Below are 16,378 nucleotides of genomic sequence, written 5' to 3'. Positions count from 1 at the left end.
TTTCGAAAGAATGCGCACCCCGAGTGGCCCAGGTGTCCACCGACGGCGAATCAGCGCCGGGCCAGGGGGCCGCCGAGCGCTCCCTGGCTCACTTCGGCGGCTCGTTGTAGCCCGCGTCCCCGTAGGGCTTCAGGCGCTCCAGCCAGAGGTTCTCCAGCACCTGGAGCTCCGCCTTCAGGTCCACGCCCGGCTCCTTGGGAGGCTCCAGCACGTCGAGCACCTCGAAGGAGAAGCTGTCCGCGCCGTCGCGCCTCCAGTCCTCCAGGAGCGCGGGGATGCGAGGCATCCCGCTGGTCAGCTCGAAGCGGATGCGGTTGAGCATGCCGGGGGCATTGAGGCTCGATCCCACCAGCACCTTCCCGTTGGCGCGATTGCGGACCGCATACACGCCCATCGGCGGGGGCTTCTCCTTGTACTCGCGCTTCAGGTCCGAGCGTCGCGCTCGGCTCGAATCCGTGGACGACATGGCGGACTTCCTTGGGTGAGGGGGGGACAGTGTTTCGGCGGCGTCATCGCCGCACAGCTTCAGCAGGCGTTGCTCCAGTCGCGCATGCGCCTGCGCATCCAGCGGCTCCAGCCAGTTGGGCCCCGCCAGCTTCCAATCGACGTCGGAAGGGTCCAGGCCCAGCGCGGTCAACACCGCGGACTGGCAGATGAAGAACTGCTCACGGAAGGGGAAGAGATGACCTCCCGAGACACGCAGCGAGGCGACGGCGTCTTCGTACGTGGCGAACCAGTGGTTGAGGAAGTGGGGGCCCACGCGCTCCAGGAGCCGCTCGAAGTCGACCCGAGGCGCGTCCCGAGCCTCCAGCGCGTGCTTCAGCTCGCTCCAGGTGGCGTACCCCTGCTCCCGAGCGATGACGGCCAGCACGTGCTTGCGCTGCACCGACTCCCGACGCGCGAGCACCTCGCCCAGCGGCAGTCCCGCGAAGACAGGCAGCGCCCGCAGTCGCTCGGCGGCCCGCGTCGCTCGCGCCGAGTCTGTCGAGCCCAGCTCCTTGAGCAGGAGCGAAGCGCGGACCTTGCACTCGTGGAGGGAGAGGAGCTCGGCGGCGGGTGAGACGGTTCCCATGAAAAGTCCCTCGTTGGCGGCCCCACCCGTGTCACGGGCCGTGGAAGGAACTCATCGGAAACTGTGGGCCTGCCGGGAGAAACGAGGGTGACGTCGTCTTTTCGGGAAGGCGCCCCTCGGCACCTCTGTGAAGAGTTAACGGCGGGGGCGGAACTTCGGCAAGGGCTTTCTCTCGCGCCGCGAGCGCCCCGCCCACCGCCTGCTCAGGAGCGTGCCTTGCACGAACAGTCCAGGCAGCCATGCGCCGCGCAGGAGCCGCAGCTCCGCTCCAGTTGCTTCTTGAGGGCCTGCCTCGCCCGATGCAGTCGCACGCCCGCGTTGTTCGGAGTGATGCCGGCCTCGCGCGCCACGTCGGGCACGGCGCGCTCCTCCAGGTCTACCTTGCGCACCAGCTCCGCGTACTCCGGCTTGAGGGTGGGCAGGAGCGCTCCCACACAGGCACAGACGGTCTGCTTCAGCTCGGGGTCTTCGGAGGGCTCCTCGGCTTCGCGGGCCTCGCGCGCCAGGGCCCGCCCTTCCACCTGCTGATGACGGCGATGGTCCACCAGCGCGTTGCGCAGGAGCCGGTAGAACCACGTCACCGCGCCCTCGGGCTCCGGCAACGTCTCGCCCTTCTCCAGTGACTTCACGAAGGCGGCCTGGAGAATTTCCTCGGCCGTCGCGCGATTGCCCACGCGGCGCTCCACGAAGGCCAGGAACTGGCGATGGTTCTCCACCAGCGCGCGTGTCACCGCGTCGCCGTCCTCCCGTGTCGCCTCGACGCCCGTATGTCCGGTCTCACTCATTGAACCACCAGCATGCCCTTCATCATCTGCATGCCGCAGGTGAAAGGGAACGCGCCGACCTTGTCCGGCGTGAAGCTCACCACGGTCTCCGACAAACCAGGCAGGGGACGCTGGATGCCGAGGTCGGGGATGAGCAGCTCGTCACCGCACCCACCGGAGTCCTTGCGCACGAAGCGCAGCCGCGCGGGCACACCCTGCTTCAGCGTGACCTCGCTCGGCTGGTAGCCACCCTGCACGGTAATCGTCACCTCCTGCACCGCGTCGCCCTTCGACTCCGGGGACTTCGAGGACGGCTTCGGCGCGTCCATGGGCGTCAGCAGGAAGCCGATGAAGTACTCGGGGTCTTCGGGCAGGGGCAGGCGCACCGTCACTTCGCGCTCGGCGTCCGCCGCGGGGAGCGTTCCCGTCAGGAAGGTCCCTCCCCCCTCGGGCACGAGCGGCGCGGACACACCGCCCACCTCCACCGTTCCCTTGCGGCCCGCCAGGGGGAGCGGCTGGCGGAAGGCATCCGTCACCCACACCCGCACCTCGCCGGACCGCAGGGACACCACTTCCAGATGCGTGTCTCCGCTCATGGCCACGACACCGCCATGGAACGGAGTGTGGTCATGCTCCAGGGCCACGGCCTCGGCCACCACGCGTCCCTCGGCCTCCGTGCCCTTCACGTGGACGCGCTGGCCCACGCGAGCCCCCAGCAAGGTCTTCACGTCCTGTCCCGGCGAGGCGAGTACGAGGGCCGTGGCGCCCCCCTCCTTCTCCAGCGAGTACACGCCGCCCTGCTTCGCGCAGGCCTCGGCGCTCAGTCCCTCGGCGGGTGGCGTCGGGCACGGAGCCAGGCGGAGCGTCCCCACGATTCCACCGCCATGCCCCTGGGCCTCCAGGTGCGCGGCGAAGCGAGCCACCTCTGGTTTCCCGTCCCGCACCACCGTCACCACCATGGCCAGGTGGTCATCGGCGTGCTCCGGCCCCTGGCCCGACAGGTGGTCTCCCGACGGAGTCAGCACGACGTTCGGATAGCCCCCCTTCGCCACCTTCACGGAGCCCGTGGCACCCGCCACCGGACGAAGTGCCAGCGCGTCGTCCAACAGGTACACGCGATAGCCACCGCCACGCGTGGTCACCAACTCCAGGTGCCCTCGGGGCGTGGACTCCACCTGTCCACCGTGAGGCGCCGCGTGGGCGTGGGCCTGCCGCGCGGAGTGGGCCATCTCGGTCGGCGTGGGCTCGGGCGCGGGCGCTTCCTTCTTGCTGCATCCGACCACCAGCCCCGCCGCCGCGAACACCGCGATGATTCTCTGTCCCATCGAACGCACCCTGTCTCCTGAATCCAATGCCACGCGAGGCCCGGTCATCAGCCCGCGCTCGCGAGTCGCTCTCCCTCGGGCTTCGGCCCGGGGAGCGTCAGGTCATCTTCGGCGCGCGCCGCGGCCTTGCGCGCCAGGTAACGCTCCAGGGCCGGACGCCCGAAGCGGTAGAACACAGCCGGGGTGACGAGCAGGTCCAGCAGCGTGGAGCTGATGAGCCCGCCGAGGATGACGGTCGCCACCGGGTGCAGGATTTCCTTGCCCGGCGCCCCCGAGGCGAGCGCCAGTGGCACCAGGGCCAGCCCCGCCGTGAGCGCCGTCATCAACACCGGCACCAGTCGCTCCAGCGAGCCGCGCAGCACCAGCTCGCGACTGAACACCTCGCCCTCCTGCTCCACGAGGTGGAGGTAGTGCGAGATGAGCATGATGGTGTTCCGACTGGCGATGCCGCACAGGGTGACAAAGCCCACCAGCGTCGCCACCGACAGCGGTTGGCCGGTGAGCACCACCGCCGTCACGCTGCCCACCAACGCGAGCGGGATGTTGAGCATCACCTGCGCCACCAGTCGCACCGAGCGGAAGTGGGCGTACAGCACCAGGAACATGCCCGCGAGCGACAGCAGCGACAGCAAGGCGATGAGCCGCGTGGCGGACTGCTGGCTCTCGAACTGCCCCTCGTAGGAGAGGAAGGTCCCGGTCGGAAGCGTCACACTCGCGGCCACGCGCTCGCGGACCTCTTCCACGGCGCCGCCCAAATCACGCCCGGCCACGTTGGCCATGATGACCACGCGCCGCTGGAGGTGGTCATGGTGGATGACATTGGGGCCCCGTGACTCCACCACGTCGGCGATCGCGGCCACGGGCACGCGCGCGCCGGACGGCGTGTCGACCAGCGCCCGGCGAAAAGCCTCCGCGTCCACGCGCGCGCGTTCCTCGTACCGCACCAGCACGTCGAAGGTGCGCTGTCCCTCCAGCACCTGCCCCACCACCACGCCGTTGAACGCCTTCTCGAGCTGCTCCGCCATGGCCCCCGGCTGCACGCCCAGCCGCGCCGACTCCTCGCGCTTCAGGCGCACCTGGAGCTGGGGAATCAACGTCTGCTGTTCCACCTGGAGGTCCACGACGCCGGGCACCTGGGCCATGACCGCGCGGACCTCTTCCGCCTTGCTCCGCAGCGCATCCAGGTCCTGGCCGAAGAGCTTCACCGCCACCTGCGCGCGGATGCCCGACAGCAGATGGTCCAGGCGGTGGGAGATGGGCTGCCCCACGGACACGGAGAGGCCGGGCAGCACCGCCAGTCGCTCGCGGAGGTCGGCCAGCACCACGTCGCGAGGCCGGCCCCCTTCCTTGAAGTCCACATCCAGCTCCGAGTAGTGCACGCCCTCCGCGTGCTCGTCCTGCTCGGCGCGGCCCGTGCGTCGCCCCACCGTCTTCACTTCCGGCACGGAGGCGATGAGCCGCTCGGCGAGCAACCCGAAGCGGTTGGACTCCTCCAACGAGGTGCCCGGAGGCGCCAGCACATTCACCGTCGCGGTGCCCTCGTTGAACGGCGGAAGGAAGGAGCGGCCCAGGAAGGGCACCACCGCCACGGCGGCGAGCACCAGCAGCGTCGCGCCCACCAGCACGGGCTTCGGGTGGCCCAGGGCCACGTCGAGCACTCGCCGCGCTCGCGCCTTCAACCACCGCACCAGCGCTCCGTCGCCATGCTCCAGCAAGCGGCCCCGCGGCAACAGGTACGCGCACATCGCCGGGGTCACGGTGAGGGACACGAGCAGCGAGGCGAGGATGGACACCACATAGGCCACGCCGAGCGGCGCGAAGAGTCGTCCCTCGATGCCACCCAGGGCGAACAGCGGGAGGAACACCAGGACCACGATGAGGGTGGCGAAGACGATGGAGCCTCGCACCTCGGCGGAGGCGCGGTAGATGACGCGGAGCGCGGGCTCCGGCGTGTCCTTCGCGCGGTTCTCCCGCAGGCGTCGATAGACGTTCTCCACATCGACGATGGCATCGTCCACCAGCTCGCCCACGGCCACGGCCAGTCCGCCGAGCGTCAGCGTGTTGATGGACAGGCCAAACGCGTTCATCACCAGCGCGGTGATGACGAACGACAGGGGAATCGCGGTGAGCGTTATCGCCGTGGTGCGCAGGTTGACGAGGAAGAGGAACAGCACGACCACGACGAGGAGCGCGCCGTCTCGCAGCGCCTCCACCACGTTGCCGACAGCGGCCTGGATGAAGTCCGCCTGTCGGAAGAGTGTCTCCACCCGCACGTCGTCGGGCAGCGTGAGCCGGAGGTCCTTCACCGCCGCGTCCACCTGCTCCGTGAGCGCCAGGGTGCTCGCGCCGGGCTGCTTCTGCACGGCGAGAATGACCGCGGGCCGCCCATTCATTCCGCCGTCACCGCGCTTCACCGCGGGCCCCACGTCCACTTCCGCGACCTGGGAGAGTCGCACGGGCACGCCCTCGCGCACCGCCACCACCGTCCCGCGCAGGTCCTCCACGGAGGCGCTGCGCGCGAGGTTGCGGACCAGGTACTCACGCCCACCCTGGTCCACGAAGCCGCCCGTGGTGTTGCCCTGCGAGAGTCCCGCCGCGCGCTCCACGTCCTCGAAGGTGAGACCGAATGACAGCAACTTCTCCGGTGCCACGCGCACCTGGAACTGCTTCACCCCGCCGCCCAGCACCGTCACCTGCGCGATGCCCGGAATGGTGAGGAGCCGCTGACGCAGCACCCAGTCCGCCAGGGAGCGCAGCTCCAGCGGTGACGTGCGGCCTTCCTCGCTCTGCACGCCGAGCAGGAGGATTTCTCCCATGATGGAGGACACGGGCGTCAGGTGGGGCGCCACGTCACGCGGCAGTCGCTCGCTCGCCACCTGGAGTCGCTCGGAGACGAGCTGTCGGTCCAGGTAGATGTCCGTGCCCCAATCGAACTCCACGTAGACGATGGACAGACCCACGCCCGAGGACGAGCGCACGCGCTGCACGCCCGGCGCGCCGTTCATCGCCGTCTCGATGGGCGTGGTGATGAGGGTCTCCACCTCTTCGGGAGACAGGCCGCCCGCTTCGGTCATCACCGTCACGGTGGGACGGTTGAGGTCCGGGAACACGTCCACGGGCAGACGCGTGACGGCCCAGCCGCCGTAGAGCAGCACCGCCACGGCCGCCAGCACGACGAACAGGCGGTGGCGCAGCGAGAACAGGATGACGTGGTCGAGCACTACCGCCCTCCCCTGGCCAACCTCAATGCCGCCACCCCGGTCACCACGACCCGCTCACCGGCCTGCAAGCCCTTGAGCACGGCGCGCCACGCGCCGTCACTGCCACCCAGCACCACGGGCCTCAGCTCGAAGGCCTCTGGCGCGGTGTGGACGAAGACGAAGGTCCGCCCTTCCTCCTCCACCACCGCGTCCTTCGGCACCGCCAGCGCGTCCTTCTGGCCACCTTCTCCGAGGGCCACATCCACGAACATGCCCGGCCGCAGTCGACCGTCGCGGTTGTCGACCTCGAACAGCACGCGCACGCTGCGCGTCGACTCGTCCACCATCTGCCCCACGTGGTAGGGCCGCGCGGGGAAGTGCTGGCCCGCGTAGGCGGGCGTGGTCACCAGCGCGCCCGTGGTGCCCTCCGCGCGCGACACATCTCCTTCGAAGACCCGCGCCTCCACCCAGAGGACGGAAGAGTCCAACACCGCGAAGAGGGCGCGAGACGGGTCCACCTGCTCGCCCACGGATGCGCGGGCCTCCACCAGCACTCCGTCGATGGGCGAGACGAGCGAGAAGCGCGCGGTGCCCTGACCCTGTCGTGCGCCCGCGAGCACGTCTCGCGCGGACTTCGCTCGGCTCCACTCCTGTTCGGCGGTGTTCACCGCGAGCCGCGCCTGTTGGACTTCCTTCTCCGCCACCACGCCCTGAAGGGACTCCAGGCGCGTCAAATCCCGACGGGCCTGCTCCAGGGCCGCCTGCGCGCGTACGGCCTCCGCTTCGGCCTGGAAGTGACTGGTCGACAGCCCCGTGGACTCCGACGTGGACAGGCTCTGCTGCACCAGCGCGAGCACCTCACCGCGCTTCACGCGCTGGCCCACGAGCGGCACGGTGCCATTCGCGGCGAGCACCCTTCCCGACACGGGCGCGGACACCTGTGCGAAGCGGTCCGTGCGCGGCACCACCTTTCCCGGGGTCACCAGCCGCGACTCCAGGGAGCGCACCGCCGCTCGCTGCGTCCGGACTTCCAGCAGGAACTGTGTTTCCTTCGGCACGGTGAAGGAGGCGCCAGCGACAATGGGCTGCTGCGCCGCAGCGGGCTTCCCGTGTTGCTCACCAGCGTGCGCCAGGACGAGGGGACTCGTGAGGAGCAGCGTGAGCGACAGCATCCCACGAGCAGTGAGGGAGATAGCAGACCCGCTCATGGCCGCACCTTCTTGTGTCGGTTCATCCACCACGCACCCGCCACCAGCAACAGGACGATGCCACCCGTGGCACGCCAGCCCAGGGGCCCGCGCAAGCCAGGGCCGGCATCGGTGGCGTCGTGTTCCGAGGACAGATGCACCGTCCCCAGCGCCAGCACGTCCAGGTCGTTGCCACGAGTCACAGTGACCACCGCCGCCAGCTCCGCTCCGGGTAGCAGCTCCGCGTCGGCCACGTAGACGCCGGGGGACTCCAGCTTCGGCGCCAGCGTCTGCACGGTCGACCCGGTGAGGGTGAGTTCCAGATGGGCGCTGCTCACCGGCGCGTTCGTCTCCACGTCCGCGACCCACAGGCGAACAGGCGTCTTCGCCGCCTCTGAATGCTCCGGGTGCTTGAGCACCACCTCGAACACCTCTCCCGTGGCGGAGAGGACATGCCAGGCCTCACCCGGCACGGACGCGGTGGCGGTGTCTCCGTGGGCCGCGCCCTCATGCGCCAGGGCTGGCAGCGACATGCAGGCCATCAACACCCACCACCGCGCTGCCCTCATCGCGACACCTCGTGCGGAAGCAGAGCGGCTCGTCCCTGCTTCTCGCCGCATCTGGGTCGCGAACCCGAGCCGTTCATCGGTCCTCATTCCGGCACCTCGCCCGTAGGCATCCGTCCCACCGAGCGCAGCAAGGCCGTGCGCGCACGTGCCAGCGCCGCCGCCGCGTCCACCGCGTCCGCCGAGGCGGCGAAGGACCGGTCCCTGGCGAGCAACAACGAGTCCAGTCCCAGTTGCCCCGCCTCGTAGGCACGGCGCACCAATTCCAGATTTCGGTCCACCGAAGGACGCACCGACATCAAGGCCGTGTGCGCGGCTCGCGCGGCCTCGAACGTCGTGCGTGCCACGGCCTGCTCTGACTCCACCTCACGCGCTCGCGCGATGCGCTCCGACTCACGCACCTTGTGTCGAGCCCGAGCCTGCGCCAGCTCGCCCTGGTTGCGGTCCCACAACGGCAGCGGCACCGACAGTCGGGCGATGAGCAGGTGTTCGGTGTGCAGGTCCGTGAAGGCACCGTGGGCTTCCGGCCGACGTTCACGCTCGTAGCCCAGGGACAGCGTGGGATTGGGGATGCGCTCGCGGCGCAGCAGGTCCACCTCGGAGCCCGCCGCCGTCACCTCCGCGCGCGCGGCCACCAGGGTCGGCTGTTCGCCCGTCAGCTCCGACGGCAGGGTGTCCGTCGCCGAGTCGAGGAGGGCGACCGTGAGCGGCGCGTCCGCCGGGCGGCCCAGTCTCCGATTCAGTTCGACGCGAGCCGCCTGCGCCTCCGCGTGGGCCTGTGCGACCCGAGCCTCCGCGCGGGCTCGCTCCAAGGTCGCGGCATTGCGTTCCAGCTCCGACACGTCACCCGCGGCGAAGCGGCGCACCGTGGCGGTCTCCATCTCCCGGGTCAGCTCCAGCGCCTCGCGAGCCAGGGAGGAGCGAGCTTCGCGCCGCTCCAACTCCACCGCCGCATCCACCGCACCTGACGAAGCGCTCAGCATCGCGGCCTGACGCCGCGCACGCGCCGCCTCTTGAGCAGACCTCGCGCGGTCCAGTCTCAGGCCGCGCTGTCCAGCGACCTCCAGCATCTGGCTCAGCACGACTTCCGTGCGCTGCTCACCTTGTGCGCCCGTGAGGGCATCACTGACGACCGCGACCTCGAGGGAGGGATTGTTTCGAAGCCAGCGGCCGTCCGCTGCGCGAGTTCCCTCGGCACCTTCTTCCTCGGCGCGTGCCGCCGCGACCTCGGGACTTCGAGCCACGGCCTCCGACGCCACGCGCGCCAGCGGCCACGCCTCCAGGGGCGAGGCAGCCAGCACGAGCGACAGGGCAGCGGGCACGAGCAACATGTCCACGTCCCAACGCAAGTCGCGTACCCAACCCGAAGGCCAAGGATTCCAACAAGTTGGGCACAAGTGAGGCCGCACCAGGTGTGACCATGTCCATCACACTGTGATGGGCCCGAGCGACCAGCGCTCCCAGTGGGGCGACCTGCTCAGCGCGTCGGCAGCTCGCGAAAGGAGATTCCTTCCAAGGCCAACCGATGCACCGCCTCCATGAACCGCTCGGTTCCCACAATCACCGTGGCGAAGTCGCCCACCCTGAAGAGGTCACGGTCCAGGGGCAAGGTCGCGGCGTCGAGGATGGGCTCCTCTGGCAGCCGGAGCCCGACCCGTCCGCAAGTCGAACACGGCGGAGGCAAATCCGGAGGAAGACAATCCGGGTGCAGCCGTCCGCGTGGTTCGATCTGAAGCTCCAGCAACGCTAGGGGTTCTTGTTGACGGAAGCGAAGCTCTGTTCGGCAGTCCACGAGTCCGCGCACGCCCTCCGCTTGAAGCGGCTCCAGCACTTCACTCCGAACCAGCAGCAAGCTGTCGCCCAACCAGGCGAAGGCTGCGAACCTGCCAGAAGCAGTCCCCACCAGCGGGCCGAATGCCGTTCCAGGAGGCAACGTCGCGGTCGACGGTGCCAGCGGCCTCACTCGTTCTCGGAGACGTGCGAACTCAGGGAAGGGTTCGGGCCGGGCCTTCAAGAACTCATCCTGGTCTGGCAGTCCGGACAGGTCGACCGCCGGATACTGGTGTCCCGAGGAACTCCAGGTCGCACCACACATCGTGCAGTGCGCGCCAGGAAGCCCCCACCTGTGCGCGGCGTTGAGGCCTCCGTTAAAGCGAGGCCAGAGTGACTTGTCCCACCTGAGTTCGAAGACGCGCATCACGCTCCCGGCCTGGAATGGTAGGGCTGAATGGGACCTCCCATGAGCTGGAATCGATAGATGAGCTCCCCTGCGTGCTTGAAGATCTCCTCGGGCCGCGCATCGTCGTTGCTCCGGATGAACTCCCGCCAGGCGTTGTTCCAAGCTCCTCCCGAGGGTCCTCCTTCGTGAATCCTTCTGTGGAGGTCTCGAGGAATGGGCATGGTGTAGTCGTGAATCTTGAGACCCTGGCGCTCGAACCACCGCGCCAGATCTTCCGCCTGGGGGAATATGTGGTGTTTCTCGAACCGGCCCCGAGGGAGCTGATGGGACGGTGGGATGACGCGTTCGGGGGCACCATTCCAATTCGGGAAGACCATGACGGCGCCCTTGGGGAGTTGCTGGGCACCGCCCCAGTTCCGTCGAGGCCCCATCCCGGGAGCCGCTGCCGCCGCTGGCGGACGTGACGGAGGAAAGCGCGCGAGTTCGAAGTCACTGGCCACATCCTCACACCGATAGAAACCGCACATGTCCCCCAGGCACAGGAGCGCGACACACCGGTCCAAACTCGGAGCGGAACACTCCACTTCCGTCCCACCCACCTCATGAGGGTCAGGAACGTGCTGCGCGGTGGAGCAAGCCAGCAAGTGCGCGGCAACCAGCAACCACAATGAGTCGCGAATGAGCGGCATATCTGGCGAAACCTAGCCGCAGTCGCGCTGCGAGGGATTGACAAGGCCCCGCATCCCGTTTATCTCGCGTGCAGCATCAAGAGCGGTACCGCTTCGGCGGTGGCCCGACAACCTGGAGACGGACCTCCAAGGTGTCCAAACGATGCGGCTCAGGGAGCAGGTGCTCCACGGGCAAACCAAGCGTCCGAAGCGAGGCAACTCCTCAGCTTCGGTGAGAGAGGACCTCCGTGGTTCCATCCACCTCCGCCGCATCCCCTCGCGCCACGCAGCGCCCCCGCCGCGAGAGCGCTCGAATGCGCCGCGCCCGCCACGTCACCGTCCCGCGAATGCGCGGGCCGCTACACGTCGGCTAGCGCTCCCACTCCGCTCCCATTCCCTTTCCTTCCTTCGTCGGCGCCCAGGCGCCGCGCTCGCTCGACGTGTGTCGACAGCGCGGCCTCGCGCCCTCTCATGTCTTCAGGGCCACGGCCCTCGTTCGAGGTTCGCAGATGAGCAGCAATTCCTTTCGGGTGATGAAGTTCGGCGGCTCCTCCGTGGGCTCACCCCGCCGGCTGCGTCAGGTCATCGAGCTGATTGGCAAACACTCCCGCACGGGCCCGCTCGCCGTCGTCGTCTCCGCGATGGGCGACACCACCGACTGGCTCCTGGAGGCCGCCGACCTCGCCACCCGAGGCGAGCTGGAGGGCTCGCTCACCGTGGTGGCCCGCATCGCCCACCTCGCCAAGACGAACGCCGCCGCGCTCCACCCCGCGCAGTCCACCACGCTCGCCGCGCGCGTCGACCAGCTCCTCGCCCCACTCCAGCAACTCCTCCAGGGCATCTCCCTCACCCGCGAGTGTTCCCCGCCTTCCAAGGACAAGGTCCTCTCCTTCGGTGAGCTCATCTCCGCCACCCTCCTCGCCGAGTTGCTCAGGGCCGCGGGCACCGAGGCTCACTTTCGCGACGCCCGCCTGCTGCTCGTGACGGACGACACCTTCGGCACCGCGCGCGTGGATGTGACGCGGACCCGCGAGCGCCTCCAGTCAGCCACCGCCGAGTGGGGAACCACCGTCCCCATCATCCCCGGCTTCATCGCCGCGACGCTGGACGGACGCACCACCACCCTGGGCCGCAACGGCTCCGACTACACGGCGGCCCTGGTGGCGCAGGGACTGGGAGCCTCTGAAGTCACCGTGTGGACCGACGTGCTCGGGCTGCACACCGCCGACCCGGACCTCGTCAGCGACGCGTACCCCGTGGCGCACCTCACCCATGGCGAGGGCCTGGAGCTGGCCGCCGTCGGCGTCCGCATGCTGCACCCGCGCACGATGATTCCCCTCATCGAGGCCGGCATCTCCCTGCGCATCCGCAACACCATGCACCCGGACCACCCGGGCACGCTCATCGACGCCATCGGCTCGCGCGACGGGCAGCGCCCCACGTGCATCGCCACGCGCGAGGACCTGGCCCTGCTGGGAATCGAGGTGCGCAAGCTCTCCGACCAGTTCCAGCTCGGCGAGCGCGCCCTCTCCGCGCTGCGCGCCGCCCGCGTCACGGTGTGGATGACCGCCCAGTCCGCCAACGGCCAGTCCATCGCCCTCGTCGTCCCCCGACCCGATGCGCAGCGCGCCCGCAACGCCCTGGAAGCAGAGCTCGCGCAGGAGCTGGCGCGCCGTGAGGTGGAGCCGCTCGGCGTCCGCGAGCCGGTGACGCTCGTCACCCTGGTGGCCGAGGCGATGGGCCACGGCGTCAATGTGGCCGGCCGCTTCTTCAGCGCTCTGGGCGCGGTCGGCGTCGGCGTGCGAGCCAGCGCACAAGGCGCCAGCTCGCGCTCCATCTCCTGCGTGGTGGACGCGGAGGACACCGCCATCGCGGTGCGTACGACACACGCCGCCTTCAACCTCGCCCATCAACAAGTCAGCCTCTTCCTGCTCGGCAAGGGCACCGTGGGAGGTCAGCTCCTCGCGCAGCTTCGCGCCCAGCAGGAACAGCTCCGCCAGCGCCACGGCATCGCGCTGCGCGTCGTCGGAATCGCCGACAGCCGACACACCCTGTTCGACCCGGCCGGCCTTTCCCTGGACGGAATCGAGGAGCAGCTCGCTCGCGTCGTCCGAGGTGAGCCGGGCACGCGCGCACTGGCGCCGCTGCTGGACGAACTGCGCCGGCTGCCCGTGCCCATCCTCGTCGACTGCACGGCGGACGGCGATGTGGCCTCGCTCTACACGGAGGCGTTCCGTCGGAGCATCCACGTCGTGGCCGCCAACAAGAAACCGCTCGCCCTGCCCTGGAACGAGCGCGAGGCCCTGCTCGCCGAGGCACGCCGTCACCACGTCGCGTACCACTACGAGACGACGGTAGCCTCCAGCCTCCCCGTCATCGACACGCTCGCCAACCTGGTGCGCACCGGCGACACCGTGCGCCTCATCACCGCGTCCCTCTCCGGCAGCGTGGGCTTCATCTGCAACGAGCTGACGGCCGGCGTCCCTTTGTCCACGGCCGTCCGCACGGCCCGCGAGCGCGGCTTCACCGAGTCGGACCCGCGCGAGGACCTGTCCGGCGCGGACGTGGCACGCAAGGCGCTCATCCTCGCCAGGGAGCTGGGCCTGTCGCTGTCACTCTCCGACGTCGCCCTGGAGCCCTTCGTCCCGGAGCCCTCGGACGCGGGCGATTCCCCCGAGTCCTATCTGCGAAGCCTCCGCGCACTCGACGCGGAGTACACACAGAAGGTGGAGCGCTGCCGACAGTCCGGCACGGTGCTGCGCTACCTGGCGCGCATCGACCCGACGCGGCTGGGCACCGACGCGCCCGTCATCCGCGTGGGACTCACCGCCGTCGAAGCGGGCCAGCCGGCCGCGGACCTGCGCGGCTCCGAGTCCTTCGTCTCCTTCACCACCACGCGACACAGCGAGTTCCCCCTCACCGTGCGAGGCGCGGGCGCGGGGGGCGCTGTCACGGCGTCGGGCGTGCTCGCCGATATTCTCCGCGTCTCCCAGACGCTTCGGGGCCGCTGAGCCCCGTCCACCCGGAAACTGGAGCCACGTCATGAAACTCGCCACCGCCCTCGTCCACGCCGGCACACGCAGAGACCCGACCACCGGCGCGGTCGCGGTGCCCATCTACCATTCCGCCACCTACCAACACCCCGCGCTCGGGCAGTCCACCGGGTACGACTACTCGCGCACGAAGAACCCCACCCGCGCCGCGCTCGAGGACGCGCTCGCGGGCCTCGAAGGCGGCAGCCGGGGCCTCGCCTTCTCCTCCGGCATGGCCGCGCTGCACTGCGCGCTCCAGCTCCTCGGCCCCGAGGACCACCTGGTCCTCACCGAGGACCTCTACGGCGGAACGTTCCGACTGGTGGACAAGCTGCTCCACATCCCCCACACCTTCGTGGACACCACGCGGCTGGACGCGGTGCGCGCGGCGCTGCGCCCCAACACCAAGGCTCTGCTGGTGGAGTCGCCCACCAACCCGCTGATGAAGACGGCGGACCTGTCCGCGCTCGCGGACGTCGCCCGGAAGGCGGGCGCGCTCCTCATCGTGGACAACACCTTCAACACACCGTTCCTCCAGCGCCCGCTGGAGCTGGGCGCGGACATCGTCGTCCACAGCGCGACGAAGTATCTGGCCGGACACAACGACGTCGTCGCCGGAGCGCTCGTGGTGAAGGACGCGGCGGTGGGCGAACGGCTCGCCTTCGTCCAGAACGGCATCGGCGCCATCCTCGGGCCGCAGGACTCCTACCTCGTGATTCGCGGGCTCAAGACGCTCGCGCTGCGCATGGAGCGCCACCAGTCGAACGCTCGCGAGGTGGCCGCGTTCCTGTCGAGCCACCCCCAGGTGGAGCGCGTCTACTACCCGGGCTCGGGCGGGATGCTCTCCTTCGACGTCACCGACGCGGCCCTGGTGCCCCAGGTGCTCGCCGCCGTGCGCATCTGCCTCTTCGCCGAGTCCCTGGGCGGCGTCGAGACGCTCATCACCTTCCCCGCCACGCAGACCCACGCCGACATCCCCGTCGCGCGCAGGGAACAGCTTGGCATCACCGACCGATTGCTTCGCCTCTCCGTGGGTATCGAGGACTGCCATGACATCATCTCCGATTTGGCCCAGGCGCTCGAAGGGCGCTCCCAGCCCGTCGAACTTCGCCACCCGACTGCTGCACACGGGTCATGAAGTCGACCCGGTGACGGGCGCCGCCGCGGTGCCCATCTACCAGGTCTCCATGTTCGACCAGCCGGGTCTGGAGCACTCCGGCGAGTTCGACTACGCGCGCTCCGGCAACCCCACGCGCAAGGCGCTGGAGGGCGTGCTCGCGAGTCTGGACGAGGGCGCCGGGGCGTTCGCCTTCGGCTCCGGCATGGCCGCGCTGTCCACGGTGCTGATGCTCTTCAGCGCGGGGGACCACCTGGTCGTCACCGACGACTGTTACGGCGGCACGTACCGCGTGCTCACCCGGGTGTTCAGCCGCTTTGGACTCAAAGCCACCTTCGTGGACACCTCGGACACGGACGCGGTGCGCGCCGCGTTCCGCCCCAACACGAAGGGGCTCCTCGTCGAGACGGTGAGCAATCCCTTCCTGCGGCGCACCGACGTCACCGCCATGTCCATCCTCGCGCGGACGTACGGCGCGCTGCTCATCGTGGACAACACCTTCCTATCCCCCTACCTCTCGCGTCCGCTCACCGAGGGCGCGGACATCGTCATCCACTCCGCCACCAAGTACCTGGGCGGACACAGCGACATCATCGCGGGTACCGTGGCGGTGCGGACGCCGGAGCTGGCGAAGGAGGTCTACTTCCTCCAGAACGCGGTGGGCGCGGTGCTTGGGCCGCAGGACTGCTTCCTGCTTCAGCGCGGCATCAAGACGCTGCAGGTCCGCATGGAGCGGCAGGTGCGCACGGCCGGGGCGCTCGCTCGCTGGCTCGGAGGCAGGCCGGAGATTCGAGAGGTCTTCTATCCAGGCACCGGCGCTGTGGTGTCCTTCCGACTCGCCCACGACTCGATGGCGGCAACGTTCGTGGACTCGCTGCGGCTGCCGCTGCTCGGCGTGTCGCTGGGCGCGGTGGAGAGCATCATCACCGTGCCGGCGAGGCACTCGCATGCCTCCGTGCCCGCCGCCGAGCGCGAGCGACGGGGAATCACCGACAGCCTCATCCGCTTCTCCGTGGGTCTGGAGGACCTGGAGGACCTGCAAGCGGACCTCGCGCTCGCGCTGGGCCGGGCCTTGAAGGAGGCCGCGTGAAAGGGAGGTCGGGTTGACAGTCTCCGGCGGATTGGTTACGTCCTGAAGCCGATGCTCTGCTTCGTCGCTCCGTTCGGGTCCTGTTGTCGCGGCATGTGTTGCCGCGTCACGACGGGTCCGTCCGTTCGAGCGTACTGAGCGTCTTTCGCGCGCAGGCGTGTCCGGCCCGTCCCCCCAG

12 protein-coding genes and 1 riboswitch are annotated in these 16,378 nt (G+C 69.5%); of the genes, 3 read left to right on the top strand and 9 right to left on the bottom strand.

The features are described from left to right. Positions 1 to 88 precede the first annotated feature (88 nt). The 9 genes from HUA74_RS10890 to HUA74_RS10850 form a co-directional block, all read right to left on the bottom strand. Entirely contained in the window at positions 89 to 1,072 is a 984-nt protein-coding gene (locus tag HUA74_RS10890) for a GIY-YIG nuclease family protein (RefSeq protein ID WP_174454513.1), read from the bottom strand. Between the two features lie 203 nt (positions 1,073 to 1,275). Next, positions 1,276 to 1,857, bottom strand: a complete 582-nt coding sequence (locus HUA74_RS10885; protein ID WP_174454512.1) for an RNA polymerase sigma factor — start codon at positions 1,855 to 1,857, stop codon at positions 1,276 to 1,278. Next, the gene (locus HUA74_RS10880; RefSeq protein WP_174454511.1) at positions 1,854 to 3,161 is read right to left on the bottom strand and encodes a cupredoxin domain-containing protein; all 1,308 of its coding nucleotides are present in this window, start codon (positions 3,159 to 3,161) and stop codon (positions 1,854 to 1,856) included. Before HUA74_RS10880 ends, HUA74_RS10885 begins: the two co-directional genes overlap by 4 nt. Positions 3,162 to 3,208: 47 nt before the next feature. After that, positions 3,209 to 6,382: an efflux RND transporter permease subunit gene (locus HUA74_RS10875; protein WP_174454510.1), complete on the bottom strand. Its 3,174-nt coding sequence runs from the start codon at positions 6,380 to 6,382 to the stop codon at positions 3,209 to 3,211. Beyond that, positions 6,382 to 7,569, bottom strand: a complete 1,188-nt coding sequence (locus tag HUA74_RS10870; RefSeq protein WP_174454509.1) for an efflux RND transporter periplasmic adaptor subunit — start codon at positions 7,567 to 7,569, stop codon at positions 6,382 to 6,384. The genes HUA74_RS10875 and HUA74_RS10870 overlap by 1 nt, the downstream gene beginning before the upstream one ends. Then, the gene (locus tag HUA74_RS10865; RefSeq protein WP_174454508.1) at positions 7,566 to 8,117 is read right to left on the bottom strand and encodes a hypothetical protein; all 552 of its coding nucleotides are present in this window, start codon (positions 8,115 to 8,117) and stop codon (positions 7,566 to 7,568) included. Before HUA74_RS10865 ends, HUA74_RS10870 begins: the two co-directional genes overlap by 4 nt. Positions 8,118 to 8,200: 83 nt before the next feature. Beyond that, complete coding sequence (locus HUA74_RS10860) at positions 8,201 to 9,445, bottom strand: TolC family protein (RefSeq protein ID WP_174454507.1); 1,245 nt, start codon at positions 9,443 to 9,445, stop codon at positions 8,201 to 8,203. 146 nt (positions 9,446 to 9,591) lie between these two features. Next, positions 9,592 to 10,314: a double-CXXCG motif protein gene (locus tag HUA74_RS10855; protein ID WP_371817223.1), complete on the bottom strand. Its 723-nt coding sequence runs from the start codon at positions 10,312 to 10,314 to the stop codon at positions 9,592 to 9,594. Further along, the gene (locus tag HUA74_RS10850; RefSeq protein WP_174454505.1) at positions 10,311 to 10,982 is read right to left on the bottom strand and encodes a TIGR02269 family lipoprotein; all 672 of its coding nucleotides are present in this window, start codon (positions 10,980 to 10,982) and stop codon (positions 10,311 to 10,313) included. The genes HUA74_RS10855 and HUA74_RS10850 overlap by 4 nt, the downstream gene beginning before the upstream one ends. 68 nt (positions 10,983 to 11,050) lie before the next feature. After that, positions 11,051 to 11,171, top strand: a riboswitch (SAM-I-IV-variant riboswitch). A gap of 299 nt (positions 11,172 to 11,470) precedes the next feature. Here HUA74_RS10850 and thrA point away from each other — a divergent pair. Genes thrA through HUA74_RS10835 form a run of 3 tightly spaced genes read left to right on the top strand, consistent with a single transcriptional unit; the run spans position 11,471 to position 16,200 of the window. Next, entirely contained in the window at positions 11,471 to 13,972 is a 2,502-nt protein-coding gene (gene thrA / locus HUA74_RS10845; protein WP_174454504.1) for a bifunctional aspartate kinase/homoserine dehydrogenase I, read from the top strand. Between the two features lie 31 nt (positions 13,973 to 14,003). Further along, positions 14,004 to 15,131: a PLP-dependent aspartate aminotransferase family protein gene (locus HUA74_RS10840; RefSeq protein WP_174454503.1), complete on the top strand. Its 1,128-nt coding sequence runs from the start codon at positions 14,004 to 14,006 to the stop codon at positions 15,129 to 15,131. Further along, on the top strand, positions 15,043 to 16,200 hold the full coding sequence (locus HUA74_RS10835) for a PLP-dependent aspartate aminotransferase family protein (protein ID WP_141644704.1): 1,158 nt from the start codon (positions 15,043 to 15,045) through the stop codon (positions 16,198 to 16,200). The genes HUA74_RS10840 and HUA74_RS10835 overlap by 89 nt, the downstream gene beginning before the upstream one ends. The last annotated feature ends 178 nt before the right edge of the window (positions 16,201 to 16,378 follow it).

Origin of the sequence: Myxococcus sp. CA051A (assembly GCF_013336705.1) — a bacterium.
Lineage (GTDB): Bacteria > Myxococcota > Myxococcia > Myxococcales > Myxococcaceae > Myxococcus > Myxococcus llanfairpwllgwyngyllgogerychwyrndrobwllllantysiliogogogochensis.
Note: the sequence above shows the minus strand (reverse complement) of the source record. Positions and strands in the feature narration are given on the sequence as shown.

What these genes read in the sequence shown, in the direction of transcription:
- HUA74_RS10890 (WP_174454513.1), bottom strand. Translation starts at nt 1,072, where the DNA reads ATGGGAACCGTCTCACCCGCCGCCGAGCTCCTCTCCCTCCACGAGTGC.
- HUA74_RS10885 (WP_174454512.1), bottom strand. Translation starts at nt 1,857, where the DNA reads ATGAGTGAGACCGGACATACGGGCGTCGAGGCGACACGGGAGGACGGC.
- HUA74_RS10880 (WP_174454511.1), bottom strand. Translation starts at nt 3,161, where the DNA reads ATGGGACAGAGAATCATCGCGGTGTTCGCGGCGGCGGGGCTGGTGGTC.
- HUA74_RS10870 (WP_174454509.1), bottom strand. Translation starts at nt 7,569, where the DNA reads ATGAGCGGGTCTGCTATCTCCCTCACTGCTCGTGGGATGCTGTCGCTC.
- HUA74_RS10865 (WP_174454508.1), bottom strand. Translation starts at nt 8,117, where the DNA reads ATGAGGGCAGCGCGGTGGTGGGTGTTGATGGCCTGCATGTCGCTGCCA.
- HUA74_RS10860 (WP_174454507.1), bottom strand. Translation starts at nt 9,445, where the DNA reads ATGTTGCTCGTGCCCGCTGCCCTGTCGCTCGTGCTGGCTGCCTCGCCC.
- HUA74_RS10850 (WP_174454505.1), bottom strand. Translation starts at nt 10,982, where the DNA reads ATGCCGCTCATTCGCGACTCATTGTGGTTGCTGGTTGCCGCGCACTTG.
- thrA (WP_174454504.1), top strand. Translation starts at nt 11,471, where the DNA reads ATGAGCAGCAATTCCTTTCGGGTGATGAAGTTCGGCGGCTCCTCCGTG.
- HUA74_RS10840 (WP_174454503.1), top strand. Translation starts at nt 14,004, where the DNA reads ATGAAACTCGCCACCGCCCTCGTCCACGCCGGCACACGCAGAGACCCG.
- HUA74_RS10835 (WP_141644704.1), top strand. Translation starts at nt 15,043, where the DNA reads ATGACATCATCTCCGATTTGGCCCAGGCGCTCGAAGGGCGCTCCCAGC.